Origin of the sequence: Marivirga salinae, from assembly GCF_030503855.1 — a bacterium.
Taxonomy (GTDB): Bacteria; Bacteroidota; Bacteroidia; order Cytophagales; family Cyclobacteriaceae; genus Marivirga; species Marivirga salinarum.
In genome coordinates this window covers 2,538,515-2,562,428 of sequence record NZ_CP129971.1, presented here as the reverse complement: position 1 = coordinate 2,562,428, position 23,914 = coordinate 2,538,515, and the positions used below count along the sequence as shown (strand labels likewise).

Below are 23,914 nucleotides of genomic sequence, written 5' to 3'. Positions count from 1 at the left end.
CTGTGGATAAAATTTCAATATTCTGGTTCAGAAGAGATCTAAGACTTTATGATAACACTGCATTATATTATGCATTGCAAGAAAACACCCCCGTACTTCCACTCTTTATTTTTGATTCGGAAATTTTAGAGGATCTGAAAGATAAATCTGATGCACGAGTTAATTTCATCCATGATCAATTAACTAAAATTGATAAAAAACTCAAGGAAATCGACTCAGGCGTTTTAGTCCAGCATGGAAAACCAGAAGAAATCTATAAATCACTAATGGAGGAATATGATATTCAATCTGTATTCACCAATAGAGATTATGAACCTTACGCTTTAGAAAGAGACAAAAAAATCGATAATATTTTACAACAGAAAGATATTGGATTTTATGATTTTAAAGATCATGTGATCTTTGAAAAAGATGAAATCTTAACTGGTGGTAATGAACCTTATAAAGTCTTCACACCTTTCAAAAACAAATGGCTAGAAAAGCTAGAATCAGGTCATATTCATCCATATAAGATTTCTGTAAAGAAAGAGAACTTTCATCAATTTGAATCCAAATTACCGAGTTTGGAAGATATTGGGTTTAAGAAGTCAGATGTCCCAATTCCTCAAAAAGAATATGATAAAAGCATTATTAAGAGATATGATGAGTTGCGTGATTTTCCAGCAAAAAATGGGACTAGTCGGTTAGGAATTCATTTAAGATTTGGAACGATTAGCATTCGTGAAGCAGTTTCTCATGCCCAAAAACTAAATGACACTTGGCTCAATGAATTAATCTGGCGAGATTTTTACAGTATGATCCTAGCTAATTTTCCTCATGTAGTTGACAAAGCATTTAAGGCAAAATATGATACTATTCCTTGGAGAAACAACAAAGAAGATTTCCAGAAATGGTGTGAAGGTAAAACGGGCTATCCAATTGTAGATGCTGGTATGCGAGAGTTGAATCAAACAGGCTATATGCACAACAGAGTGCGAATGATAACCGCAAGTTTTTTGACTAAGCATTTATTAATTGACTGGAGATGGGGAGAAGCCTATTTTGCAGAAAAATTATTGGATTACGAACTGGCTTCTAATAATGGAGGCTGGCAATGGGCGGCAGGAACTGGAACGGATGCTCAACCTTATTTCAGAATTTTCAATCCTTACAGTCAAACTGATAAATTCGATAAAAATAAAGCCTATATCAAAAAATGGGTGCCTGAAGTGAATACTTCTGAATATCCTGAACCCATGGTAGACCATAAAGAAGCGAGGCAACGTGCATTGGATACTTACAAATCTGCTTTGGACAATGCTTAATATATAAATATCCCTAATTTTGGATCATGAGGATATTGCTTTTAGCCTTTTCAGTAATTGTATTATTCCAAAATTCAGTCCATGCCCAGATTCAAAAAGATAGCATTGACAAAAAACAGCTAAGAAATATCATTTTAGCTGAAAGTGTGTTATATACTGGCGGAATGACTGGCTTAGGATTGCTTTGGTATAAAGATGGTGAATCACAACCCTTTCAGTTCTTCAATGACAATAAGCAATGGCTACAAATGGATAAGCTTGGGCATGTTTATACCGCCTATCATCTTACAGATATAAATTATCAATTATTGAGAAGTACAGGAATAGATCCTCAAAAAGCTATGCTTTATAGTAGCATAAGTTCTACTGCCATGATGCTTCCAATAGAAATTTTTGATGGTTTTTCTAAAAGCTATGGAGCTTCTTGGGGAGATGCTTTAGCTAATACTATTGGGGCTTTCCTCCCCTATCAGCAGTTTTTATTTGATCAGAATTACATTTATCCCAAATTCTCATTTTCACCAAGTCCTTATGCCAATTTAAGACCGAATACACTAGGAAATAATTATATAGAACAGTTAATTAAGGATTATAATGGCCAGACTTATTGGCTAAGTACTGATTTTAATATTTTCAGTAAAAACAATAGATTTCCAAATTGGATGCAATTTTCCATTGGTTACAGTGGAAATCAGATGGTATATGGCAGTCCTCAAGATAACATGGAAAACGGATACACTACTAACAGACAATGGTTAATGAGCATGGATTTAAATCTAAGTAAAATTGAAATAGAACGGAAATGGATAAAAATTATGTTCAATCTAATCAATAAGGTTAAAATTCCGTTCCCAGCAATAGAATGGAATGGAAAAGACGTAGTTTTGCATCCTTTATATTTTTAAAAGTAGAAAAATCATGCAAATAGGCGATAGAGTAAGATTGATGAAAGGCACTGAAGAAGGCATAGTTGTGAAAATGCTGGACAAATCTTTAGTGGAAGTGGAAATTGAAGATGGTTTTGCTATTCCAGTATTGGAATCTGAATTGGTGGTGGTTTCATCTGATGAAAGTACAGCTTTTGACATGCCGAAATACGAAAGTCAAAAGCCAAATAAACAAAAAACGGTTTACGAACAGCCTAACCAATTGAAAGGCTTTCACTTAGCCATTATCCCATTGAATGATCATTTAAACAGTATATATTTCTTAAACCCATCTAAGGCGGATATTCTGATAATGGCAAATGAAATAAATGGGAAAAATGAAGAGAAAACCATATTATCTGAGAAAATATTTGCTGAAAAATTTAGTAAAATCACCGAAAGAAATATGGATCACCTCATTACATGGGCTCCCCTTTCATTTACGATTTTAACTGAAAACAGTAAATGGTCTATACCTATGAGGCCAGAAAAAATCACAGTGAAAATAAAAGCTAAGCATTTTCAAAAAGACAAAACCGACATTCCCTTTTTAAATAAAAAAGGCTACTTGATTCCCTTAAATCAATCTTCAAAAGAAACAATTGAACCTGAAAAAATTGACGTAGAAAAATTAAAAGACAGCTTTTTTAAAGGAAAAGAAGAAACAGCAAGTTATAGAAGTAGTGAAAAAAGTAACACAACAATACCAGAAATAGACTTGCATATTGAAACCATTGATCCTTATTATGAAAATTTACCTAAGGAGGATATTTTGCAAATTCAACTATCAAAATTTGAGGAGAAACTCAATGAAGCTTTTATGGCAGGCTTGGATGAAATTATTTTTATTCATGGTGTTGGAAATGGAGTTTTGAGAAATAATATTCACAAGCAATTATCGCAACATCATAATATTCAGTTTTTTAAAGATACGCACAAAGAAAAATTTGGCTATGGCGCAACATTAGTAAAGATTAAATAAAATTATATCTAAATTTTATACAATATTTTACTAAATTTGTTATTATATGAATCTCCTTAATTGAGGAATCATATATAATTGGACTATGAAAATTTATTAATAACAGCCTTATGAACTTCAATGAATTTATGGAATCTTATGCCAATGAAGTGGGTGGACAATTCCAAGAGTATGACACTAATAAGTCAGTAGTTATTTATCCTTTAGGCGGAAACAGATATCAAGCAGTGCTAGGTACTCTGAAAAAGAGTGATATAACCAATAAACCTAGTATAGAATTTACATCTAAAGTATGTGAATTTAATACAGCCATTAACTTAGAGAATTTGATCAGAGCAAATGCTACATTTTGTTCTGCTCGTTTTGTTCTAGTTGATGATTTCATTAGAGTTGAAGCGGCCATATTAGAAGAAAGCGCAACTGAAGGAGTTTTAAAAGATATTATCGAAGAAGTTGCTACTGTAGCAGATGCTTGGGAGCATAAATTAACAGGGCAAGACGTACACTAAGCTTGCCCCCTTTTTTCAATTTATTAATTTCGACTAATAATTCACCTAGCCACACTTCCAAATCCATTTTTTGGTCTTATTTTTGTCAATAAGATTTAATTATAAAATTGCAAGCCGTCTTATCGCTCTTCGATTTATCGGAGGGAGGAAAGTCCGAGCAACACAGAGCACCGTACCTTGAGAAACCAAGGGTCTTGACGTTAAAATCAGGAACAGATAGTGCCACAGAAAACAAGTAGCCTTAACGCTTGTCGTTGAGGTCATAGTGAAAAGGTGGGGTAAGAGCCCACCGTCTCGGATAGTAATATTCGAGTGCACGGTAAACCTTTCGGGTTGTAAGGTCACATACATTTTTGCTTCCACATCTATTTATAGCTGTGGGATAAGGGCTGCTCGTCCGAAAATCTTGATTCAATCGGGATGGTAAAAAGGGGTAGACTGCGTTAGATAAATGATAAGAGCACTTTCAAATTTATTTGAGAGTGGACAGAACTCGGCTTATAGGCTTGCAATTTTTTAATTTATATTGAAAACTATCCAAAATTGAAGAACATGTCCAAAATACTATTGATCGATGATGAAGCCAGTATTCGCCAAACATTGAAGGAAATACTGGAATACGAAAAATATCAAGTAGAGGAAGTAGCAAATGGTGCTGAAGGTTTGAAAAAAATTGAAAGCGAACATTACGACCTTGTCCTTTGTGACATTAAAATGCCTAAAATGGATGGTATGGAATTGCTCAATGCTGTTTATGATAAAGGCATAGAGATTCCTTTTATCATGATTTCTGCTCACGGAACTATTGATAATGCAGTTGAAGCTACTAAAAAAGGGGCCTTCGATTTCATTTCCAAACCCCCTGATTTAAATAGATTATTGGTATCTGTTAGAAATGCTTTAGATAAGTCAAATTTGATGGCTGAAACTAAAACGCTCAGAAAGAAAGTTTCTAAGAAATATGAAATGATAGGCACATCCAAGGAATTGGAAGAAGTGAAAGATACGATTGCTAAAGTAGCTCCTACTGATGCTAGAGTGTTGATCATAGGCGAGAATGGAACTGGTAAAGAATTGGTTGCAAGACAAATCCATGAACAAAGTGAAAGAGGTAAATCTTCAATGGTGGAGGTCAACTGTGCTGCAATCCCATCTGAATTAATAGAAAGCGAATTGTTTGGACATGAAAAAGGATCTTTTACATCAGCAGTGAAGCAGAGAATTGGCAAATTTGAACAAGCCACTGGCGGAACCTTATTTCTAGATGAAATTGGTGATATGCCATTGTCTGCTCAAGCAAAAGTATTACGAGCATTACAAGAAAATAAAATCAATAGAGTTGGTGGAGATAAGGACATAAAAGTGGATGTGAGAATTATTGCCGCTACCAATAAGAACCTTAAAGATGCTATTGAAAATGGTGAATTTCGAGAAGATTTATTCCATAGATTAAGCGTGATCAGAATCAATGTCCCTCCATTGAAAGATAGAAAAGATGATATTCCCGAGTTGGTAGAAAGGTTTTTAAGTGATATAGCAGAAGAACACGGATCAAAGAAAAAATCAATCGATAAAGATGCACTTAATCAATTAAAGGAATATAATTGGAGTGGTAATATTCGTGAACTTCGGAATGTAGTAGAGAGACTAATAATTTTAGGAGCTGATAAAATTACTGCTCAGGACGTAAAAAAGTATATTGAATAATATTAAAGGAAGATCAAACAGATTGATCTTCTATATTAGATTCTTGTTCTATATTCAAATCATTAGAAGAATAAGTTGGACATGTTTTTTGAGCACATGCTCCAATAAATAATGCTGATAAAATAACTAATAGAAGTCTCTTCATGTCGAAAGCGTTTAAATATCTTACATTCAAATATAAGCCCATTAATCTAAAATTTAAAATCTATTATTAAATTAATTACATTTTTTATCAACTTTTAGACTCAGGCTATAATTTAGCTTTAAAGAATAACCTTCAAAATCGCTAATTAAAATAAATCTAAGCCATTTTAGAATCAAAAATCAACATGATTGATTCAATACAAAAAATCTTGACTTTTAGTCAAAAAACACTTTACCTAATACTTACTATCAGAATTATTTTGCTTAATTTGATATTTAATGTTAATTCATAATGTCTAAGAAAGCGATTTTAATACTTACGTTTTTTTCCATTTCAACCTGCTATCTGCATGCACAGAATTCTACTATTGTTTCTGATTGGAATTGGTTTAAGGCATTAGAAGAACACATTTCTACAGCAAATGCAGAAGAATTACTTGAAAACAAACAAGAAAAATTACAATCTGCAAAGGACATTGACAGGAATGATATTGAAAGTAAAATTTCAAAAGAGCTAGCTTTCATCCATATCCATAAAACCAACAATCTGGAAAAAGCGATGGCACTGCTCATAAGAGCATTAGAAATAGATGAATCAACAGAAAATGAATCAGCTTTAATTTTCACCTATATCGGCTTTTATCAACTTTTTGAACAAGTAGAAGATTATTATTATGGTAAAGAGTTTTTGGAAAAAGCTTCTAATCTACTTAGAAACTACAACATCCCTCCTCTCAGACTTTATATCAATCAGAATTTAGGTTATACTTATTATGCCACCGGAGAAACAGGTAAATCCATAGAACAGCATCAAAATATTCTTCAATATGCCAAAGCAGAGAGAATACCTAAAATTGAAGCAAAAGCTCATACGGATTTAGCAGATATATATGCTAATGAAAATGTATATGATAAAGCTTTAATTCATTATAAAAATGCTCTAGATACTTACAGGAGAATAAAATCACCCTTGCAAGAAGCAGAATGCTTAAATGCCATAGGCGACATATATTTGATGCAAGATAATTCCGAAAAAGCTTATGAAAATTATGTGGTTGCACTAGATATCTTAACAGACATAAAAAATGCAGAAGCACAGTTAGCTGCTTTATATAATTCTGTTGGTCGATATTATTTGAAAAAAAACAATGCTGAAAGAGCATTAGCTAATTTAAGATTAGCTAATCCATTGGCGCAGAGCTCACAAAATCAAGAGTTAGTTCAGGAGACTTATGCATTATTAAGCAAAACTTATAAAGATTTAGGAGATTATAAGAACGCGCTTGATTATAGTGAATTATTCAAAGCCTTAGATGATTTTCTTCAAAAGGAGAAAAATGATAGAAGTATTTTAAAAATGCAAAGTCGATACTCCATCAATCAAAAACAAAGCTTAATTGACCAATTAGAATTAAATAGAATTCAAAAGGAGTTTGAACTTGAAGAAGAGAAAAGATTCAAAAATTTCTTGATCATTATGGTGGCACTAATAGCCATAATCCTATTGTTAATTCTGACACTATTTATAGTACAGAGAAAAAATAATTCTAGGCTAAAAGCAGCAAACCTAAAAGTAAAAGCTCAAAATGATGAATTAGAGGACTTAAATGCAACAAAAGACAAATTCTTTTCTATTATCAGTCATGATTTAAAAGGTCCTTTAAACTCGCTAACCTCCTTCTCTGGTCTATTGATGAACCATACTAGCAGTTTGAGTACTGAAGAGATTCAAATGTTAGCTAAAGACTTAGATAAATCCATTAAAAATCTTTTTACTTTATTGGAAAACCTATTACAATGGTCTCGATCTCAGACAGGAAATATAGAATTTACCGCTGAAGAATTTGATCTTATTGAAACATTGAATGAAAATAAAAAATTACTAGAGAAACAGGCAGAAAATAAAAACATCAACATTGAAGTTAAAAATACTAAATCCATAACGGCAAAAGCTCATCCTAACTCCATCACCACAGTAATTAGAAATTTGTTGTCAAACGCAATTAAATTCACTGAAGAAGGTGGACAAATTAAAATGGGAGTAGTAGAAGAAAAAAATCGTTATGTAGTAAAAATAGCTGACAATGGTGTTGGTATGCCGAAAGAGGTTGCTAATAAAATTTTCAGAATAGATACAAAACATTCAACTCAGGGAACAGCAAAAGAAAAAGGAACTGGTTTAGGACTTATTTTATGTAAAGAATTTGTAGAGAAAAATGGTGGTGAAATATGGGTGAAAAGTGAAGAAGGAAAAGGGACTATCTTCTCATTTTCTATTCCTAAATAATTCAATTATAATTTAAATTCTCAGCCATTTGTCTAACTGGTAAAATGACTTCGATAGTCGTCCCTGAATCAATTTCACTTTGTAAATTTAATTCACCACCTAGCCTTGAGACTACTTTTTTTGCCATATAAAGTCCCATTCCAATATTTATATCACTTCTTTTTCCTTTAAAGAATACTTCAAAAACTTTATGTTGAAGATCATCAGGTATACCTACTCCATTATCAGCGAAATAAATCTTATACTGCGATGAATTATCTTTTTCAAAAATAATTTTCAATTCAGTATCGTAGTAGTTATTATGTTCAAAAACATTCTCTATTAATTGATAAAACAATCTTTTAAGTAAAGCTCTGTCGGAAGTTATAAAATTGGATTCTGAATTTATCTTAACTTTAATCCTTGCCTTATTGATATCTTTATTTCGCTTCAAAAACACAGAATTAGAAACCTCATCTATTAATTCCTTCAAACCAAAAGTAGTAATATTCAAATCTCCATGAAGAATAAAGCTTACCTCTTTAAAATCGTTAAAGATGTGTTCAAGCTTTTGAACACTTTTATCAATCAGTCCAAAATAGCTTGTAATCTCTTTATCTTTAGAAGTCATTTTCCCTAAATTCACCAAACCTAAAACGTTAGCAATTGGGCCTCTAACATCATGAGAAGTCTTATACATAAAATTAGCTAACTCAGCGTTTAAGTCTTTCAAATTTAAATTTGCTTGTTTTAGTGGAGTGATATCTTTTAAGAATTGTTTAAATCCTTTTATTCTTTTTTTCTCATCATATAGAAGCGAAGTACTACTTTCCATCCAAACAGGAATATTGGAACTAGATTTAAATTCATATTCAGCATCTAAATATGGAAACTCCTTATTCATTAAAACACTTTTAATCTCTTTATCTTTTGTTACAGATTTAACATTTAACAATTGATGGATATTGACTCCCAAAATATCTTCCTCATCAAACCCCAAAATTGAATGAAACAATTTAGGCGCTTGCGTAATATTATGTTCTAAATCAGTCTCAACAAGCATTACGGAAGTGAAATCCTCCATTTTCTTTCTTAAATTCTCACTTTCTATGAGCTCCCATTCCGTTTCTGTTCTAGTTTGTATTTCATTTTTAATTAACTGAGATTTTTTCTTAACTAAATTTCGCAATGAATAGATATAGATCACTGCCATTATCGACAACAATAAGAAAATGACAAATACCATGATGACCATATCTTGATACTGAGACCACCATCCTTTCTTGGGAGTTAACCATTTTTGAAATAATTGATCATATTCGCCTGATGCTTTCACCAATCTTAATCCCCAGTTTAAAGAGTCAAGCATAGCGGAATCCTTTTTATTAACCACAAAGCAGTATTCAGTGATGAAAACAGGGTCGCTGGAAGATTGAATATTTTTAATGTTTTCAAATTCCATCTTATAATTGGTAGTCATAAAGGACGTAATAGCACAATCTGCTTCTCCTCTAACTACAGCATCTATAGCCTCGGATTCTGAAGAGTAAGTTTGAAGCTCCTTCAAATCTAAGAAGCCTAATTGATCAAAATACTCTTCAACTATTGTAACTTCTTGAATAGCCACCTTTTTGCCTGACAAACTAAATAAATCTTCAACAGGCTCTTTATCTGACCGGGTGAAAATGGAATAATACACTAAACTGATGGGACTTGAAAACAACACTTTATCTTCCCTGCCTGCTGATTTAAAATAGGTCGCTACATCTAATTCATTTGTGCTTTCCAATTTATCTCTTATTACTTTCCAGTCATCTGGATAAACTTTAACTTCCCAATTGAGTTCTTTTCCAATTGCTTTTATAATATCAACATTAAAACCAGCAGCTTCACCCTCATTATTTACAAATTCATAAGGCTCATAGGTTTTATCAATTCCATAATTAATTGATTTTTCAGGCAAAGTATTATTACTTTTAGCTTGTCCTAATAAAGTTGAAGGGATTATAAATGATAATAATAAGGTTATTAATAGTGATTTCACTTAACAATGTTTAGCTAAAACTTATATTTAATGTCTAGTCAAATAAATATAAGTTATAATTTTTATAAAATAAACACTATAACTACTATAAAGTTTGAATAATATTTCAATTAAAATATTACATTTTAGATAATCAAAGTTTACATATGGAAGAACAGGCGAACACCAGTGCTAAATGGAAAGAAAAAACCTTTAACATTATTTTTAAGGCGGATACCTTTTGGGGTAAATTCTTTGATGCATTTTTATTAGTAGCCATTTTCCTTAGCGTATTGGCTGTTGTGTTGGAAAGTGTGGGTAGAATTCGACTGAACTATGGAACTTACTTTTTATGGGCTGAATGGATATTCACAGGTTTTTTTCTAATCGAATATTTCTTAAGAATAATCATTGTAAAAAAGCCTTGGCACTACATAAAAAGCTTTTTTGGTGTAGTAGATTTGCTGTCAATTCTTCCTTCATTATTAGCTTTTGTTTTTGTGGGTGCTCAGTCTTTAATGATTATTAGAGGACTTAGATTATTAAGGATTTTTCGAATATTCAAACTCACACAATATTTAGGGGAAGCTTCTCAACTTTCAAACGCGCTATTAGCAAGTAGAAAGAAGATCACGCTGTTTATTGCCACAGTACTTATTTTAGTTTCCATAATGGGCGCGATTATGTATTTGATTGAACCACCTGAAAGTGGTTTCACTGATATTCCTAAAGGAATTTATTGGTCAATCGTAACACTTACTACTGTTGGTTATGGAGATATTGCCCCTATCACTCCATTAGGACAAGTTGTTGCCTCTTTTATTATGATCATGGGCTATGGAATAATAGCAGTACCCACTGGAATTGTAACTTCTGAAATGAATAGAAATAGATTTAAGGTTGATAATAGAAGCTGCAACCACTGTGGAGCTAAGCAACATGGTGATTTCGCAAAATTTTGTCATAATTGTGGAGAAAAATTACCTTCTAATTCATAAATGACATCATTTTTCATCAACAATAATTAGATAATTATCGTTGTAGCTACATGGAAAATTCAGGAATCAATAAAATAGAAAAACTAAGCTTCCCTTGGCAAACACAAGACCCCTTTTTGTTTTGTGTTCATCATGAGGATTTCTTCCCTAAGGGAAATAAAGATTTGGGACCTGCCGCTTCTTTAGATGGCAGAATGATAGGACAAGATTTCACCATAAAAGATGGATGGAGGATGTATCATGGAAGTAAAGTTCCTGGCTTCCCAGCACATCCGCATTGTGGTTTTGAAACCGTAACAGCCGTTAGAAAAGGTTTAGTTGACCACTCTGATTCATTAGGAGCTGCGGGTAGATTTGGAAACGGAGATGTACAATGGATGACTGCTGGAAAAGGAGTACAACACTCTGAAATGTTTCCCTTACTAAAGGAAAATGAAGAAAACCCATTAGAGCTTTTTCAGATATGGTTGAACTTACCAAGAGACAGCAAAAAGGTAGAGCCTCACTTTGCCATGCTTTGGAAAGATACTATTCCAGTTTACAAACATAAAGATACTAATGGCAAATCAACTGAGATTGAAGTAATGGCAGGTAAAATTGAGGACGCAGCCGCTCCAAAACCAGCTCCTGATTCTTGGGCAGCAAATCCAGAAAATGAAGTGGCTATTTGGCATATAAAAATGGAGCCAGGAGCAGAATTCACTTTACCAACTAGCCAAAATAAAATCAATAGAAACTTATATTTCTTTAAGGGAAAAGATTTTAAGTTAAATGAAACTGATCTTCCGCATTACCATAGCGCATATCTGGATGCAAGAGCTGACATTACGCTAAAAAATGGTGATGAAGAAGCAAGATTATTATTGCTTCAAGGCAAACCAATTAACGAACCTGTTGTTCAACATGGACCGTTTGTATTGAATTATCCTGCTGAGGTTAGAGAAACTATCATGGAATTTCAAAAAACTGAGTTCGGAGGATGGCCTTGGCCTTCTTACGAAAATGTTCATGATAAAAATAAAGGAAGATTTGCCATTCATGCAGACGGAAGAGAAGAGATTAAAGACTAATTCATGCAAGAAGAATTTTTAGATAGTATTTACAAAGAACATCAAAATGCATTGGGCTGTCCTTCGCCAGACAGCATCATTTCATTTTACGAGGCATTATTGGGCTTTATATTTCCAGATTATGGGAATGAGAAAATATCTGATAAATCTAAACTAGAAAGTAGATACGTTGAATTAAAAGCAGAATGGCATAATCTTTTAGAAAAGCGATGTAAAAATCTCCAGAAAAAGTATCCTGGTGATGAAGAAGTTCTTTTCAATGAATTGATCAAAATTAAGTCAGCTTTAGAAAAAGATATCAGTGCTATTTACGATGGAGATCCTGCTGCAAAAAGCAGATTAGAAGTCATTAAAACTTATCCAGGATTTAAAGCTATTGCAGCTTATAGAATAGCGCATTGCATTTATAATGCAGGCTATGTTTTAATTGCACGGATCATAAGTGAACATGCTCATAGTAAAACTGGGGTAGATATTCATCCGGCAGCGAAAATTGGCGATCATTTTTGTGTAGACCACGGAACTGGAATTGTAATTGGAGAAACAACCGATATTGGCAATAATGTTAAAATCTATCAGGGTGTTACACTAGGAGCAACTAGTGTTAGAAAGGAAAATGCAAGCCAAAAAAGACATCCAACAATAGGAAACAATGTAGTGATATATGCGAATGCTACAATTTTAGGTGGCAAAACAATTATTGGAGATCATTGCATCATTGGTGGAAACAGTTGGATCACTAAAAGCCTGGAACCGCATTCCAGACTTTATTATGATTCAGAAAATAAGCATTTACATAAAACTCATTTAGACTAATATGTTTGTAGAAGATCTAGTAGGCAATACTCCCATAGTGGAATTGAAAAACATACCCACCAATAAAAATGTAAAGATTTATTGCAAACTGGAAGGGCAGAATCCTGGAGGTAGCGTAAAGGATCGCGCGGCATTAGGAATGATTGGCGCAGCATTGGAGAGAGGGGATATTAAAGCTGGAGATAAATTGGTAGAAGCCACCAGTGGAAATACAGGGATTGCTTTAGCGATGATTGCTAAACTGAAAGGTTTGCATATGACTTTAATTATGCCGGAAAACTCCACTGCTGAAAGAATTCAAAGCATGGAAGCTTATGGAGCAAAAGTTATTTTAACTAAAGCTGAAGGCACAATAGAATATTCAAGGACTGTTGCGGAAGAAATGGCCGCAACGGGAGAGTATTATATGCTCAATCAATTTGGAAATCCTGATAATTACAAACAGCATTATAAAACAACAGGTCCTGAAATATGGAATGATACAAAGGGTAAAATAACGCATTTTGTTTCAGCTATGGGGACAACTGGTACTATTATGGGCGTTTCTCGCTATTTGAAAGAACAAAATCCCAATATTCAAATTGTGGGCACGCAACCAACTGATGGTTCTAGAATCCCAGGAATAAGAAGATGGTCTCCAGAGTTTTTGCCTAAAATATTTGAAGCAGAAAGAGTGGATAGAACTATTGACATCAGTGAAGAAAATGCCACAAAGATGACCCAAAGAATGGCGAAAGAAGAAGGCATATTAGCTGGGATGAGCAGTGGCGGTGCACTTTATGCTGCATTGCAAATCGCAGAAGAAATTGAATCGGGTGTTATAGTGTGCATCACCTGCGACCGAGGAGATCGCTATTTAAGTTCGGATTTGTTTAAGGCTTAAATTCAATTCGTTAATTATTTTGTTCTCGCTTCTGGTTAGACCTGTAACGCTATATTTTAAACTTTGAAACAATAGAAACAAAAAGACAGCCTAAGGCTGTTTTCATTAACCACTGAGATCTCTAAGAATTTCGCAAAGGACAAACAGAGGGGCAGAAAAAATATGTTAAGTTAGCCCAATTAGTTAAAAGTCTAATCCATAAATAATGCCAGCTTCAACTAGTGCAGCTCCAACTCCAACATTAATGTTAGCTCCTATATTTTTATAAATAAAAAAGTTAGCGCCTATTCTGAAAGCAGGTGAAATTCCTTTTGGGATATAATTAGTATCGTAATAATAGAAGGTTATCCCTCCGTAAGGATCGATCCATCTAAGGTCATGGTTTCGAATGAAATGATACTCTAAACCAAGACCTGTTACAAGGCTTTTAGTAGGGCCAGGAAAATCAGTGAGTGTTCCAGAGACTTTTTCATATTCATAGCCGAAGTAGAATGTGGCAGAAATACGAGGTAAAAAGGCATAATCAATTTGAGCTGATAATGGCACTATGGCTTCTCGTTCATAACGGGTAGGCTGTGTCAACTCATCCAAATACAAAATACCAGGATAACCTGAACTAATCTTAAACAGCATTTTATATTTAGAATCAGGAACATTTGACTGTGCAAAGAGCTCTGATTGAGCAGTAATAATTGTTATTAAAAGCAAAAGAGTAAATGTAAATCTTTTCATATCATCTCAAAGTAGGGTAACAATATGCATGTGTATAGCTGGCGGTATAAATTTTGTCATTTTCATGGTCGATAGTCATTACTCCTTGAAAGAAAGCACCATCATCATCCGCCCTAGAAGGAGCTTCAAAAGACAAAAGTTTTTCACCCGTGCTGGCATCAACAGCATTAAACTTAGCTCCCCCAATATAGTAAATCACATCGTTATGATACTGCAACCTACTGGCATTACCCTCACCGCTTCCCTCATTACTCCAAAGGGTATTTCCATTTTCAGGATCAATACAATACAACCCAAACTCAGCCTTGACATATAATAAATTATTTCCCGCATATAAAAGTCCTGATGCCGAAGTATTTCCATTTACCTTTTTCTGCCATATCAGCTCACTGGTGTTTTTATTTATACAGGCAACCAAACCATGTATGGGAAGGTAAATTTTATTTCCATTTAATACAGGCTTATTATCAATAAAATGATTGCCTTCCATAATGGAAATGGGTTCATCAAGAATTACTTTTTTATTTTCAAAATCATAAATGAGAAGATTTGGTCTGCTTTCTTCACCGTTCCATTTGGTATAAGGGAAATAAATTCGATTAGGAAAAAAATCATCAAATAATGTATGTCTATAATAATAAATAGAAGTATCTCTATTTCTACTTTCTAATAGAACTTTCCATTCAAAATTATTTCTCTCTGTAAATTCAATACTCTCGTATGAGTTATCACTAGTGGTGAAATTTGTGAAGATCCAATTATCTTTACCATAAAAGCTAACCCCGTTGGATTTGGTATGGTTATTATCAAATAGTGTCTCCCCAGTACCCAAATTAATACCATATTCCCATCCTGATGAAATATATAATACTTGATTATTAATATAATATTCATGTATATTTAAAAATTTATCATACTGAACGGGAATATTATTATCCCATCTCCAAATCAAATTTCCTTCCTCTTTATCAAAGGCTTCAAGTGTACTATTTGCTGAAAAGTCATTTTTCTTTTCATCTAAAGCTGAGAAAATAACTTTATCACTGTATAGAATAGGATCAATGGAGGAATAATAGCCTATGTTGAAGTTGTATCCCCAAAGTGGTTGATAAAAATCTTTACTTGGATCTTCATCTTTAAACAAACTACATGAGCTTATTAAGCTCATGCAGCCAATAATCAAATATAAACATTTCATAATTATCTAATATTCCTAGTAAATGGCGGGTCTGTTCTATTGAATATGTCATTTAAAATCTCTGTCATCTCCGGATGGTTCCCCACCTCCAAGTGATTAACCCCTTCCGCAGTATATACATCACTTTCATTCATTCCATTCATTCTTTGTGAACTTAAAGGGATCAATCCATTCCCTAGTGGTAAGACTTTTGAATTTAACCAAATATTGACCTTTAACAAAATCATTCTCTGTTGAGGAATACTCAAAGTTTTTTAATAGCTTCTCAAGTGTTGTTGTTCCGTTTAATTTAATCATCATTTCTTGAATAAATATTTGTTCAATTCCATCTTTGTAAACAAGAACAGGTTCTTGAGATAAGTTTGACTGAGTATTTGAGTTTTTAAGTGATTGGATTTTTCTGGCTATAGACTGATTATCATCCACTGTCACAATGGCATATTCATTTGAAATTGATATGAAATTATTTTGGAAAGATTTCTGGATGTTTATTTGACTCTCCTCTTTAAAGTGCAATAAATACTTCTCAGCCGAAGTTGTGAAAACCATTTCATTTTGATTAGATCCAATTAATTTTAAGGTGTCCTGTCCAAAAACTTGGAGCGATAAGAGAAATAGTAAGATGGTAAGTGTGTTCTTTATAGTTTTTCTATTTTAGATAGTGATAGATAATTGTAAGTTGTTCCTGCAGGTCTAAAAGGCTCATTACAGAGATTTTTGACTGTCCCAGAAAAAACAACCTCTATTCCTGGGTATTTTAGATTTTCTTTAATATCAGTGATGAATTGGTCGTTGCATATTAAAAAACGTTGAATGCAGTTTGAGCAATTTTCTTTGGGAAACCATATTCCATAATTATAATCCGGTACATTATCATTTGAGTTATCATCGTTTATATATAGAAAGCCACTCTGTGCATCACTTTCTTCTATAGTAAACTGAATTTTCCCCTCACAACCACAATCTGTCTGGGTATCCTGTTCTTTACAAGAGTTTACGATAAACATAGATAAAATCAAGATGAATTTAATTAATTGTTTCATGTGTATATAACTGTATTAAAATTACCTCATGGAATAGTCAAAGTTCAAAAGTCTGTTTTACAAACCTTCCTTATATTCATTTCGGTTGGTATGCAGGATTTATGACTATTTCATAGGTACATTTCATTAAAAAAAAATGTGTACAAAACTCAAAACAGCATCATAAGAAGTGGAATAATAATAGAGATATTCACCCCTAATAAAAGGGTCTTGATAGGTTTTTTCATGACTTTATATAAGTTTTTGGTTAATACTTTCGTAAACAAACTTAATAAAGTTTAATAATCCAAATAAATATTACATCATTATTGTACTAATACTTCTTGCTTATCATAAAATGTACTGTGATAAATACATTCTAAATGGAGAAAAACTTTGTTAATTGCCTATGTAGTAAGTTTATCTATAAAAGGCATCAAGGTTTAAGCCAAAGTGAAAAAAAATTACATAATACTTAGTTTATGAAAATACCTGTCTGCGCAAACATGTCTTAATAAGTGCAAGAGGAAATAGAAATTATTTGAATTCAACCTCTTTCACCATCAAGCCCGAAGCGGCAGCATTTAATTTCTCAAAACTAGGAGGGTTTCCTTGCAGGGCATTTTCAAGATCTTGCAAGGAAATTTCATTTCTACCAACCCTGATCAATGCGCCCATCATCAAGCGAATTTGATAGCGCATAAATCCTTTTCCTGTCACGATAAACACAAAGCTCTCTTGCGGAAAAAAACTGGCAGTCAATTCCATATTCTCCTCTATCCTACTCTCTTTTATTTTACGAACTGTATTTTTATTTTCAGATTCACCTACCATGAAATATTTAAACTCGCGTTCTCCTTCAAAAAGTTTTGCTGCCTCTTTCATTTTAGAAAAATCTAAAGGATGTTGAAGACAATTCATAAATGGAGAAGCAAAAGGATATTTCTCTTCCACGGAAGCAAAATAGTAATGGTAAGTTTTTTGAATTACATCTTGAATAACATTGAATTTATTATCAACTGTCTTTATATTGATCACTTTAATATCAGGCGGAAGATTTTCATCTAACTCTTTTTGAAAAGCTTCCAAGTCTAATTCTTGATTAGTGAATAATTCAAAATAGGCAGATTGAGCTGAAACCATTGCATCTGTACGGCCAGAGCCCAATATTTTGAATTTCTCATCTTTAAAAAGGAATGTGAAAGTTTTTTCCAGCATTCCCTGAAGGGTTTTTAATCCATGCTGAAACTGCCATCCATGATAACGAAATCCGAGGTATTGAATTTCAACTAAATAGAAATAATCGAAACGAGAAGCCATTAGGATTTATTTACAAAGTTCGGAATTCACTTCACTATGTCCTCTGTTAGCTCTACAACTCCAAGCTTTTTTGATATCCATCACTTGCCAAATACTTCCGCCTAGTTTCAATTCAACTCGGTAATATTCGTCTTTTACCGAATCATCCTGTAAATTCCTTTTTTCAATCATCACTACTGCATGTGTAATCAACTCATTGCCCGATTTGCTTTTAGCTAAAATCTTTACCTCTGGACTGATCATTTGCTGTCCTGCAACTCTTATGGCTATTGTGATGGGACTGTAAGCCCAACTCAAGCGCATAGTGGTTGCTTTCTCTAGAGATTTATTGATTTCATCAATTTCAATATTTTCACCCTTTTCAAAAACTTGCTGCTCTAAATCCCAAAGTGGATCTTGTGTGTCCTTCTGAGCTTCATTTTGTCCACAAGAGAACATCAAAAATGAGGTAAGTATCAATAAATAGTTTAAACGCATAGGTTAGATTATATGGATTCTAAAATTAATTTACACAAAGGATAGTCAATTGATTCTGGTTTTCAGATTGACACCAATGATTCTCGTGTAATTGCCGAAGAGGCGTTATTTAATAAAATATTTTCAATTTCAAAGATTTCTTTTCGCCCTCCAAAAGGAATTTGGCTTCCTCATATTTTGGTGCACTGAACGTATTGACCGCATCATTGCTTGCACCATAACCTTCCTCTGGAGCACCTACAAAATTAGTATCCATTTCTTCATTATCATTCTCATCATGTAGAAAAACTACTGCATATTCACCCTGAGGCAAATCCTCAATGGTAATTGTATGAGTCTTTTGCGTTACTTTGATCTTTTTGTTAACAAATGCTTTTTCTCCATTTTCAGGATAATCATTAGCGTTGTCGAATATAGAGATCAAAACATGCCCTTTCGTATTTCTGAACTCTCCTATTTCTAATTCTAGAGTAGGAGATGAAGGCTGAACAATAAATGAAAATAAAATTATGAGATATTGGCTTAAAATCATGATTAAGGTTTTATAGTAAGTAACATCTTTTCCATATCAATGTTCACTTTTCCAAAACGTTCTAAAACATCAAAGCTTATCAACATAGATCTAGAGATATCTTCTGAGATAACGGCTTCAAGATTAGTTAATTGTTCTTCTCCGAAAGCTAAAGAATTTAGATTAAAAATATGGGGTGCTTCAAAAGGTTTATTTTCATCAATAAACTGATAATAATTCCCCTCTTTCCATTCTTTATAGCCTAGCGTTTTGGTTTGAATCAGTGTTTTGGCTATATCTTTTGAAACTATCACTTCATTTGAAGTTTTTTCTAAGCCAACATAAATTTTTAAAACATCATTGATCATCACCGGAATTTCCACAGAGCCAGAATCACTTATTTGGATGGGTATAGAAATTTCATCTCGTTTGAAAGCTTCATCCATAAATACCTTATCCATATCTGTTGGCTCTTTAGCTTTTTCAGGATATGTCATTTTAAATTCATCAATTGACCAATCAGACCAATAGAGTATAAATTTTTTGTTACCAAAGACTATTTTAATATCCTCCAAATTCGGTTTAGTTGGTTTTCCTGCATTCCATCTACCTTCATACATTTCCTCGGATTTTGCAATCATTCCTTTTAAATCGCCATAAACCCAATTATCTAAGCTTCCTTCGAGATACACCAATTTATATACATCATTCTCTTTAGCTAAAGCAATGGAATAGGATCTGTTGTTTGCGGATAAAGAATATACTCCTTCTATGGACTCTCTGCCAACATCTTTCCACTTCTGTTTTAAGCTATCCAATTCAAATTGAGCTTGAGTTAACAAAGGGTTAATGAAAATTAAACTGAAAATAAGTAAGTGCTTCATGGTTCTGTTTATGCAATTATAAGATTTAGTCAAATATATACTCAATTCAGTTAAATAGAAAAATATGTGTACTTATTTGAATTATCATTGTTCTAGAATTAACCAAATAAACTTATGTAAAACAACATAAACTCATCATTTCTTATTGCCAATTATAAAAACAGTGGCATCAAATCTATTATCTAAATTAAAATTTGTTAGTTTTGTCCCCATTCTCAAAAAAAATTGACTGATTGAACTATAAGCTTTATGCAAGAAGTAAATAATTTCCTGATCTTTATTGACAGTTTTATAGGAAGCGCAACATGGTTTCCTTATGCCCTATTAGGTACGGGTTTATTTTTCACCTTCTATTTAAAATTCCCTCAAATTCGCTTTTTCAAGCACGCTTTAAAAATCGTTAGCGGAAAATTTGATAGAAAAGATTTACCAGGTGATACTTCTCACTTTCAAGCTTTAGCTACAGCATTATCAGGAACAGTAGGAACTGGAAACATTGCGGGTGTAGCGTTCGCCATCCACTTAGGAGGACCTGCAGCCTTATTCTGGATGCTAGTTACAGCAGCAATTGGTATGTGTACAAAATTTGTGGAAGTTTCGCTTTCGCATAAGTACAGAACCAAATTAAGTGATGGTACTATGGCCGGTGGCCCAATGTACTACATGAAAAATGCCAATTTCACACTTAAAGGTAAAAAAGTGAATATGAAATGGTTAGCTGCGATCTTTGCATTTGCAACCGTTTTATCATCATTTGGAACTGGTAGTTTGCCACAAATCAATAGTATCTCCAGCACTATGTTAGCCACATTTGGAATTGACCAAATGCTTACTGGAGCCGTATTAGCTGTATTTTTAGCATTGGTAATCATTGGAGGAATTAAAAGAATTGCAGCAGTAACTTCAAAATTGGTACCGGCAATGGCTATTATTTATTTCATTGGCGCATTTGCAGTTATCCTTTTCAATTACGAAAACATTATCCCTTCACTTATCGCCATTTTTGGTGATGTGTTTACGGGTTCTGCTGCCACTGGCGGATTTATTGGTGCAAATATCGCTTATGCATTTAACAGAGGTGTAAACAGAGGATTATTCTCCAATGAAGCGGGTCAGGGTTCTGCTCCAATTGCTCACGCTTCGGCAAAAGCAAACGAACCACTTTCAGAAGGAATGGTAGCTATCTTAGAGCCATTTATTGATACTATAATTATATGTACTGTTACAGGATTAGTTCTTTTATCTTCAGGTGCTTGGAATGAAAAACATGTCAACAATTTTGAATATTCTGAAATTGAAATATTAGAAAAGCAATATGTTGAATCGAATGAAGAACATAAAAACAAAATATATCTTCATATTAATGATGAAGAAAAACTTCCTACCTATACAGGGAAAATAGAAGTTGTAGATGGTAAAATCCAAAACAATGATGATTTCACCTTTATTCATAGTAGAAGTTTTGCAGATAACATTATGATTTATAAAGATGAAGATTTGTTAACCGATGAGGTATTTACAGGTTCAGTAGCTATTACAAATGGTAAAGTATCAGATGATAGACCAATCAAGTTCATTGGAGAGTCCTTAGTCCATAGTGCACCTTTAACAGCCTTAGCTTTCAATAGAGGGTTTTTTGGAGATTATGGGCAATACATTGTTTCTATAGGATTACTTCTATTTGCTTTTAGTACTGCCATTAGTTGGTCTTATTATGGAGATAGAGCAATGACTTATTTATTCGGTCCTAAATCGGTGATTTACTATAGAATAGTTTATGTGGTGGCATTTTTCTTTGCTGCTTTCCAAGATACTACCATTATCTGGACATTATCTGCTATTACAATTGCTTTAATGACTATTCCTAACTTAATAGGCATCTTATGGTTAAGAAAGGATATGAAGAAAACCATTGGGGAATATGGAGATTTCTTTGAGGAGAATTTCCCAGGTAAAAAACATCCTAAGTTTAAATAAGAGTTTAGATTTTAGAGGAAATTTTAAAGGCTGTCCTTTTTGGGGGCAGCCTTTTTTATAGATATTCCATAAAATTAAATTTAGAGTTGAGAATAACTTAGAATACTTTGTAGAAGTTTTCACCTCCTGATGACATAATGAAATCTGCTTTTGTCAAAAGTCTTGTTAAAAACGCATTGTTTGCATCTTCTAACTGATGACTTCCTCGGTAAATGATTTCATCATTCTCACCTAAAACAACAATGATTTCAGTATTTGCACATTCTAAAACTCCTTCTTTTCTTAAATCAGCTTCAAGCTGATCGAATTTACTATCCAATTCTAATAGACTAATCATTTCTTCATCAGAATAAAATGGATTAGTTGACAATTCATCTGAACTTGCATAAGCAGTTACGTTAATTGCTAAACCCATTATTAAGGTTAAAGCAATCATTTTGGCGGTGGTCTTAATAGTTTTCATTTTTTTTTGATTTTTTGTTAAAATATTGTTTTGTTATTGTATCTATAGCTAAGACGCTGCCAAAAATTGAATAGTTGCAGATATGCGTTTAAACGCATTAAAATGGGTTTCAGGGGTTTTAGAAACTGCAAAAGTGTTCACTAATGAACATATAAAATCCCAAGTGCGGACAATTATCTTACATACAGATTGAGGTTTTTCATTACTGAACCATAATATCCTTTACCAAATAAATTCAAATGAACTAGTAAAGGATAAATATTGTAAAGCGAAATTCTCTCTTGAAATCCAGGTTCTAATGGGAAGTGTTGATTGTATGCTTCATAGAATTTTTTATCAAAGCCTCCAAAAAGGTGAGTAAAAGCCAAATCAGTTTCCCTAAAATTATAATGAACAGATGGATCAATCAAATAGGGCGTTTCCTTCTCTCCTATCATGAAATTACCGCTCCATAAATCTCCATGAACTAAGGAAGGTTTTGTATCAGGTAATATTTCATTGAGCTTTTTAAATAGCATTTCAAACTGATTAATTTCATCATTTGAAAAGTAATGTTGTTTTAAGGCTAAATCAATTTGAGGTCTAATTCTTTGTTCAATGAAAAAATCAATAAAATCAGATGCTGGCTTATTAGCTTGAGGCAAGCTTCCAATAAAGTTGCTGTTATTCCAACCGTAATATGGAGCCGGTTTTTTGTGCATTTCCGCCAATTGCTTTCCAAAATTATCCCAAGCCTTCAGTGTTTTTAAACCTCCTTTAATAAAAGGCAAAACCAAAACTTCATAGTTATCAATTTTTTCAAAAGCTATTACTTCTGGTGTAGCAATACAATCTAATCTTGAAATAGCTTTAAGTCCATCAACCTCCTTTTCAATTATACCTTTTACTTGATTATTCAACTTTATGAAGTATTCATCACCCTCAATAGAATAACGATAGGCATCATTAATACTTCCTCCACCTACTGAAGAAAACTGACTAATTTCCCTGTGATGAAACGAATTTAAAAATACTCTAATAGATTTTGGAAGCATATATCAGTCCTTTTAATTGATTATATATTCAAATTAATTTATTTACGTATGCATTAAGAAGTCTAAAAAATTGTGTGTAATTCACATTATCATTAAATTTATAGACCTCACTATAATTCCTTAATTTAAAGTTCTAAAAAAAATTACCAAATGAAAATATCAATGATAGTGGCAAAGGCCAATGATAATGCCATTGGAAAAGACAACGACATGATTTGGCACTTGCCTGATGATTTAAAGTATTTTAAAGATAAAACCCGCAATCATCACATCTTAATGGGGAGAAAAAATTTCGACTCTCTAGGTGAAAAGTACCAACCACTTCCAAAAAGAATCAATATTGTAATTACCAGAAATAAAGATTGGCAACATGATGGCGTAAAAGTATTTCATACTATTGAAGATGGAATCTCTTTTGCAAAAGAAAATAATGAAGAAGAATTATTTATAATCGGTGGTGGTCAAATTTATGAGCAAGGATTGAAATATGCAGATCGATTATACATCACTGAAGTTAATGCTGAATTCCCTGATGCAGAAGCTTATTTTCCTGAATTTGACCAAACTAATTGGAAAGAAGTAAGTAGAGAACACCATCCTACAGATGACCGACATACTTTTGAGTTCGATTATGTAGTTTATGAGAGAATATGAATATTTAAACCAAT

24 protein-coding genes and 1 other RNA gene are annotated in these 23,914 nt (G+C 33.0%); 13 read left to right on the top strand and 12 right to left on the bottom strand.

Going from position 1 to position 23,914, the window contains the following annotated elements; translation table 11 throughout:
• Positions 1 to 2: 2 nt before the first annotated feature.
• The 6 genes from QYS49_RS10750 to QYS49_RS10725 all read left to right on the top strand — a co-directional run bounded on the left by QYS49_RS10750 (position 3) and on the right by QYS49_RS10725 (position 5,428).
• Positions 3 to 1,304: a cryptochrome/photolyase family protein gene (locus QYS49_RS10750; RefSeq protein WP_308347237.1), complete on the top strand. Its 1,302-nt coding sequence runs from the start codon at positions 3 to 5 to the stop codon at positions 1,302 to 1,304.
• Positions 1,305 to 1,330: 26 nt separating this feature from the next.
• Positions 1,331 to 2,209, top strand: a complete 879-nt coding sequence (locus QYS49_RS10745) for a DUF2279 domain-containing protein (protein ID WP_308347236.1) — start codon at positions 1,331 to 1,333, stop codon at positions 2,207 to 2,209.
• Between the two features lie 13 nt (positions 2,210 to 2,222).
• Positions 2,223 to 3,212: a Smr/MutS family protein gene (locus tag QYS49_RS10740; protein WP_308347235.1), complete on the top strand. Its 990-nt coding sequence runs from the start codon at positions 2,223 to 2,225 to the stop codon at positions 3,210 to 3,212.
• Positions 3,213 to 3,322: 110 nt separating this feature from the next.
• The gene (locus QYS49_RS10735; protein WP_308347234.1) at positions 3,323 to 3,721 is read left to right on the top strand and encodes a hypothetical protein; all 399 of its coding nucleotides are present in this window, start codon (positions 3,323 to 3,325) and stop codon (positions 3,719 to 3,721) included.
• 106 nt (positions 3,722 to 3,827) lie between these two features.
• Positions 3,828 to 4,238: RNase P RNA component class A (rnpB, locus tag QYS49_RS10730), an RNA gene on the top strand.
• Positions 4,239 to 4,273: 35 nt separating this feature from the next.
• Complete coding sequence (locus QYS49_RS10725) at positions 4,274 to 5,428, top strand: sigma-54-dependent transcriptional regulator (RefSeq protein WP_308347233.1); 1,155 nt, start codon at positions 4,274 to 4,276, stop codon at positions 5,426 to 5,428.
• A 13-nt stretch (positions 5,429 to 5,441) separates the two neighbouring features.
• Here QYS49_RS10725 and QYS49_RS10720 read toward each other — a convergent pair whose 3' ends face one another.
• Positions 5,442 to 5,573 carry a putative periplasmic lipoprotein gene (locus tag QYS49_RS10720; RefSeq protein ID WP_308347232.1) on the bottom strand — a complete coding sequence of 44 codons (132 nt, stop codon included), beginning with the start codon at positions 5,571 to 5,573 and terminating at the stop codon, positions 5,442 to 5,444.
• Positions 5,574 to 5,864: 291 nt separating this feature from the next.
• On the opposite strand from QYS49_RS10720, the gene QYS49_RS10715 reads away from it, so the two are divergent.
• Complete coding sequence (locus QYS49_RS10715) at positions 5,865 to 7,859, top strand: tetratricopeptide repeat-containing sensor histidine kinase (protein ID WP_308347231.1); 1,995 nt, start codon at positions 5,865 to 5,867, stop codon at positions 7,857 to 7,859.
• Between the two features lies 1 nt (position 7,860).
• Here the strand turns inward: QYS49_RS10715 and QYS49_RS10710 are convergent, their stop codons facing one another.
• Positions 7,861 to 9,882 (bottom strand): transporter substrate-binding domain-containing protein, encoded by a 2,022-nt coding sequence (locus QYS49_RS10710; RefSeq protein WP_308347230.1) that lies wholly within the window; start codon positions 9,880 to 9,882, stop codon positions 7,861 to 7,863.
• 146 nt (positions 9,883 to 10,028) lie between these two features.
• On the opposite strand from QYS49_RS10710, the gene QYS49_RS10705 reads away from it, so the two are divergent.
• Genes QYS49_RS10705 through cysM form a run of 4 tightly spaced genes read left to right on the top strand, consistent with a single transcriptional unit; the run spans position 10,029 to position 13,628 of the window.
• Entirely contained in the window at positions 10,029 to 10,859 is an 831-nt protein-coding gene (locus QYS49_RS10705; protein WP_308347229.1) for an ion transporter, read from the top strand.
• Positions 10,860 to 10,909: 50 nt separating this feature from the next.
• Complete coding sequence (locus tag QYS49_RS10700) at positions 10,910 to 11,929, top strand: pirin family protein (protein ID WP_308347228.1); 1,020 nt, start codon at positions 10,910 to 10,912, stop codon at positions 11,927 to 11,929.
• A 3-nt stretch (positions 11,930 to 11,932) separates the two neighbouring features.
• Positions 11,933 to 12,745 carry a serine O-acetyltransferase EpsC gene (gene epsC / locus QYS49_RS10695; RefSeq protein WP_308347227.1) on the top strand — a complete coding sequence of 271 codons (813 nt, stop codon included), beginning with the start codon at positions 11,933 to 11,935 and terminating at the stop codon, positions 12,743 to 12,745.
• A gap of 1 nt (position 12,746) precedes the next feature.
• Complete coding sequence (gene cysM, locus QYS49_RS10690) at positions 12,747 to 13,628, top strand: cysteine synthase CysM (protein WP_308347226.1); 882 nt, start codon at positions 12,747 to 12,749, stop codon at positions 13,626 to 13,628.
• A 183-nt stretch (positions 13,629 to 13,811) separates the two neighbouring features.
• Here the strand turns inward: cysM and QYS49_RS10685 are convergent, their stop codons facing one another.
• The 8 genes from QYS49_RS10685 to QYS49_RS10650 all read right to left on the bottom strand — a co-directional run bounded on the left by QYS49_RS10685 (position 13,812) and on the right by QYS49_RS10650 (position 19,772).
• Positions 13,812 to 14,360 carry a hypothetical protein gene (locus tag QYS49_RS10685; RefSeq protein ID WP_308347225.1) on the bottom strand — a complete coding sequence of 183 codons (549 nt, stop codon included), beginning with the start codon at positions 14,358 to 14,360 and terminating at the stop codon, positions 13,812 to 13,814.
• 1 nt (position 14,361) lies between these two features.
• Entirely contained in the window at positions 14,362 to 15,528 is a 1,167-nt protein-coding gene (locus tag QYS49_RS10680; RefSeq protein ID WP_308347224.1) for an outer membrane protein assembly factor BamB family protein, read from the bottom strand.
• 156 nt (positions 15,529 to 15,684) lie between these two features.
• Complete coding sequence (locus QYS49_RS10675) at positions 15,685 to 16,107, bottom strand: hypothetical protein (protein ID WP_308347223.1); 423 nt, start codon at positions 16,105 to 16,107, stop codon at positions 15,685 to 15,687.
• Positions 16,108 to 16,196: 89 nt separating this feature from the next.
• On the bottom strand, positions 16,197 to 16,601 hold the full coding sequence (locus QYS49_RS10670) for a hypothetical protein (protein WP_308347222.1): 405 nt from the start codon (positions 16,599 to 16,601) through the stop codon (positions 16,197 to 16,199).
• Positions 16,602 to 17,117: 516 nt separating this feature from the next.
• A complete protein-coding gene (truA, locus tag QYS49_RS10665; protein WP_308347221.1) occupies positions 17,118 to 17,900 on the bottom strand; it encodes a tRNA pseudouridine(38-40) synthase TruA in 783 nt (260 codons plus the stop codon).
• A 6-nt stretch (positions 17,901 to 17,906) separates the two neighbouring features.
• A complete protein-coding gene (locus tag QYS49_RS10660) occupies positions 17,907 to 18,377 on the bottom strand; it encodes a hypothetical protein (protein ID WP_308347220.1) in 471 nt (156 codons plus the stop codon).
• Between the two features lie 109 nt (positions 18,378 to 18,486).
• The gene (locus QYS49_RS10655) at positions 18,487 to 18,909 is read right to left on the bottom strand and encodes a DUF2141 domain-containing protein (protein ID WP_308347219.1); all 423 of its coding nucleotides are present in this window, start codon (positions 18,907 to 18,909) and stop codon (positions 18,487 to 18,489) included.
• 2 nt (positions 18,910 to 18,911) lie between these two features.
• Positions 18,912 to 19,772, bottom strand: a complete 861-nt coding sequence (locus tag QYS49_RS10650; protein WP_308347218.1) for a hypothetical protein — start codon at positions 19,770 to 19,772, stop codon at positions 18,912 to 18,914.
• A gap of 249 nt (positions 19,773 to 20,021) precedes the next feature.
• On the opposite strand from QYS49_RS10650, the gene QYS49_RS10645 reads away from it, so the two are divergent.
• Positions 20,022 to 21,749 carry an alanine/glycine:cation symporter family protein gene (locus QYS49_RS10645; protein ID WP_308347217.1) on the top strand — a complete coding sequence of 576 codons (1,728 nt, stop codon included), beginning with the start codon at positions 20,022 to 20,024 and terminating at the stop codon, positions 21,747 to 21,749.
• A 97-nt stretch (positions 21,750 to 21,846) separates the two neighbouring features.
• On the opposite strand, the gene QYS49_RS10640 is transcribed toward QYS49_RS10645, so the two are convergent.
• Positions 21,847 to 22,212 carry a hypothetical protein gene (locus QYS49_RS10640; protein WP_308347216.1) on the bottom strand — a complete coding sequence of 122 codons (366 nt, stop codon included), beginning with the start codon at positions 22,210 to 22,212 and terminating at the stop codon, positions 21,847 to 21,849.
• A 173-nt stretch (positions 22,213 to 22,385) separates the two neighbouring features.
• A complete protein-coding gene (locus tag QYS49_RS10635; protein WP_308347215.1) occupies positions 22,386 to 23,246 on the bottom strand; it encodes a fructosamine kinase family protein in 861 nt (286 codons plus the stop codon).
• A 150-nt stretch (positions 23,247 to 23,396) separates the two neighbouring features.
• On the opposite strand from QYS49_RS10635, the gene QYS49_RS10630 reads away from it, so the two are divergent.
• Positions 23,397 to 23,900 (top strand): dihydrofolate reductase, encoded by a 504-nt coding sequence (locus QYS49_RS10630; protein ID WP_308347214.1) that lies wholly within the window; start codon positions 23,397 to 23,399, stop codon positions 23,898 to 23,900.
• Positions 23,901 to 23,914: the final 14 nt, after the last annotated feature.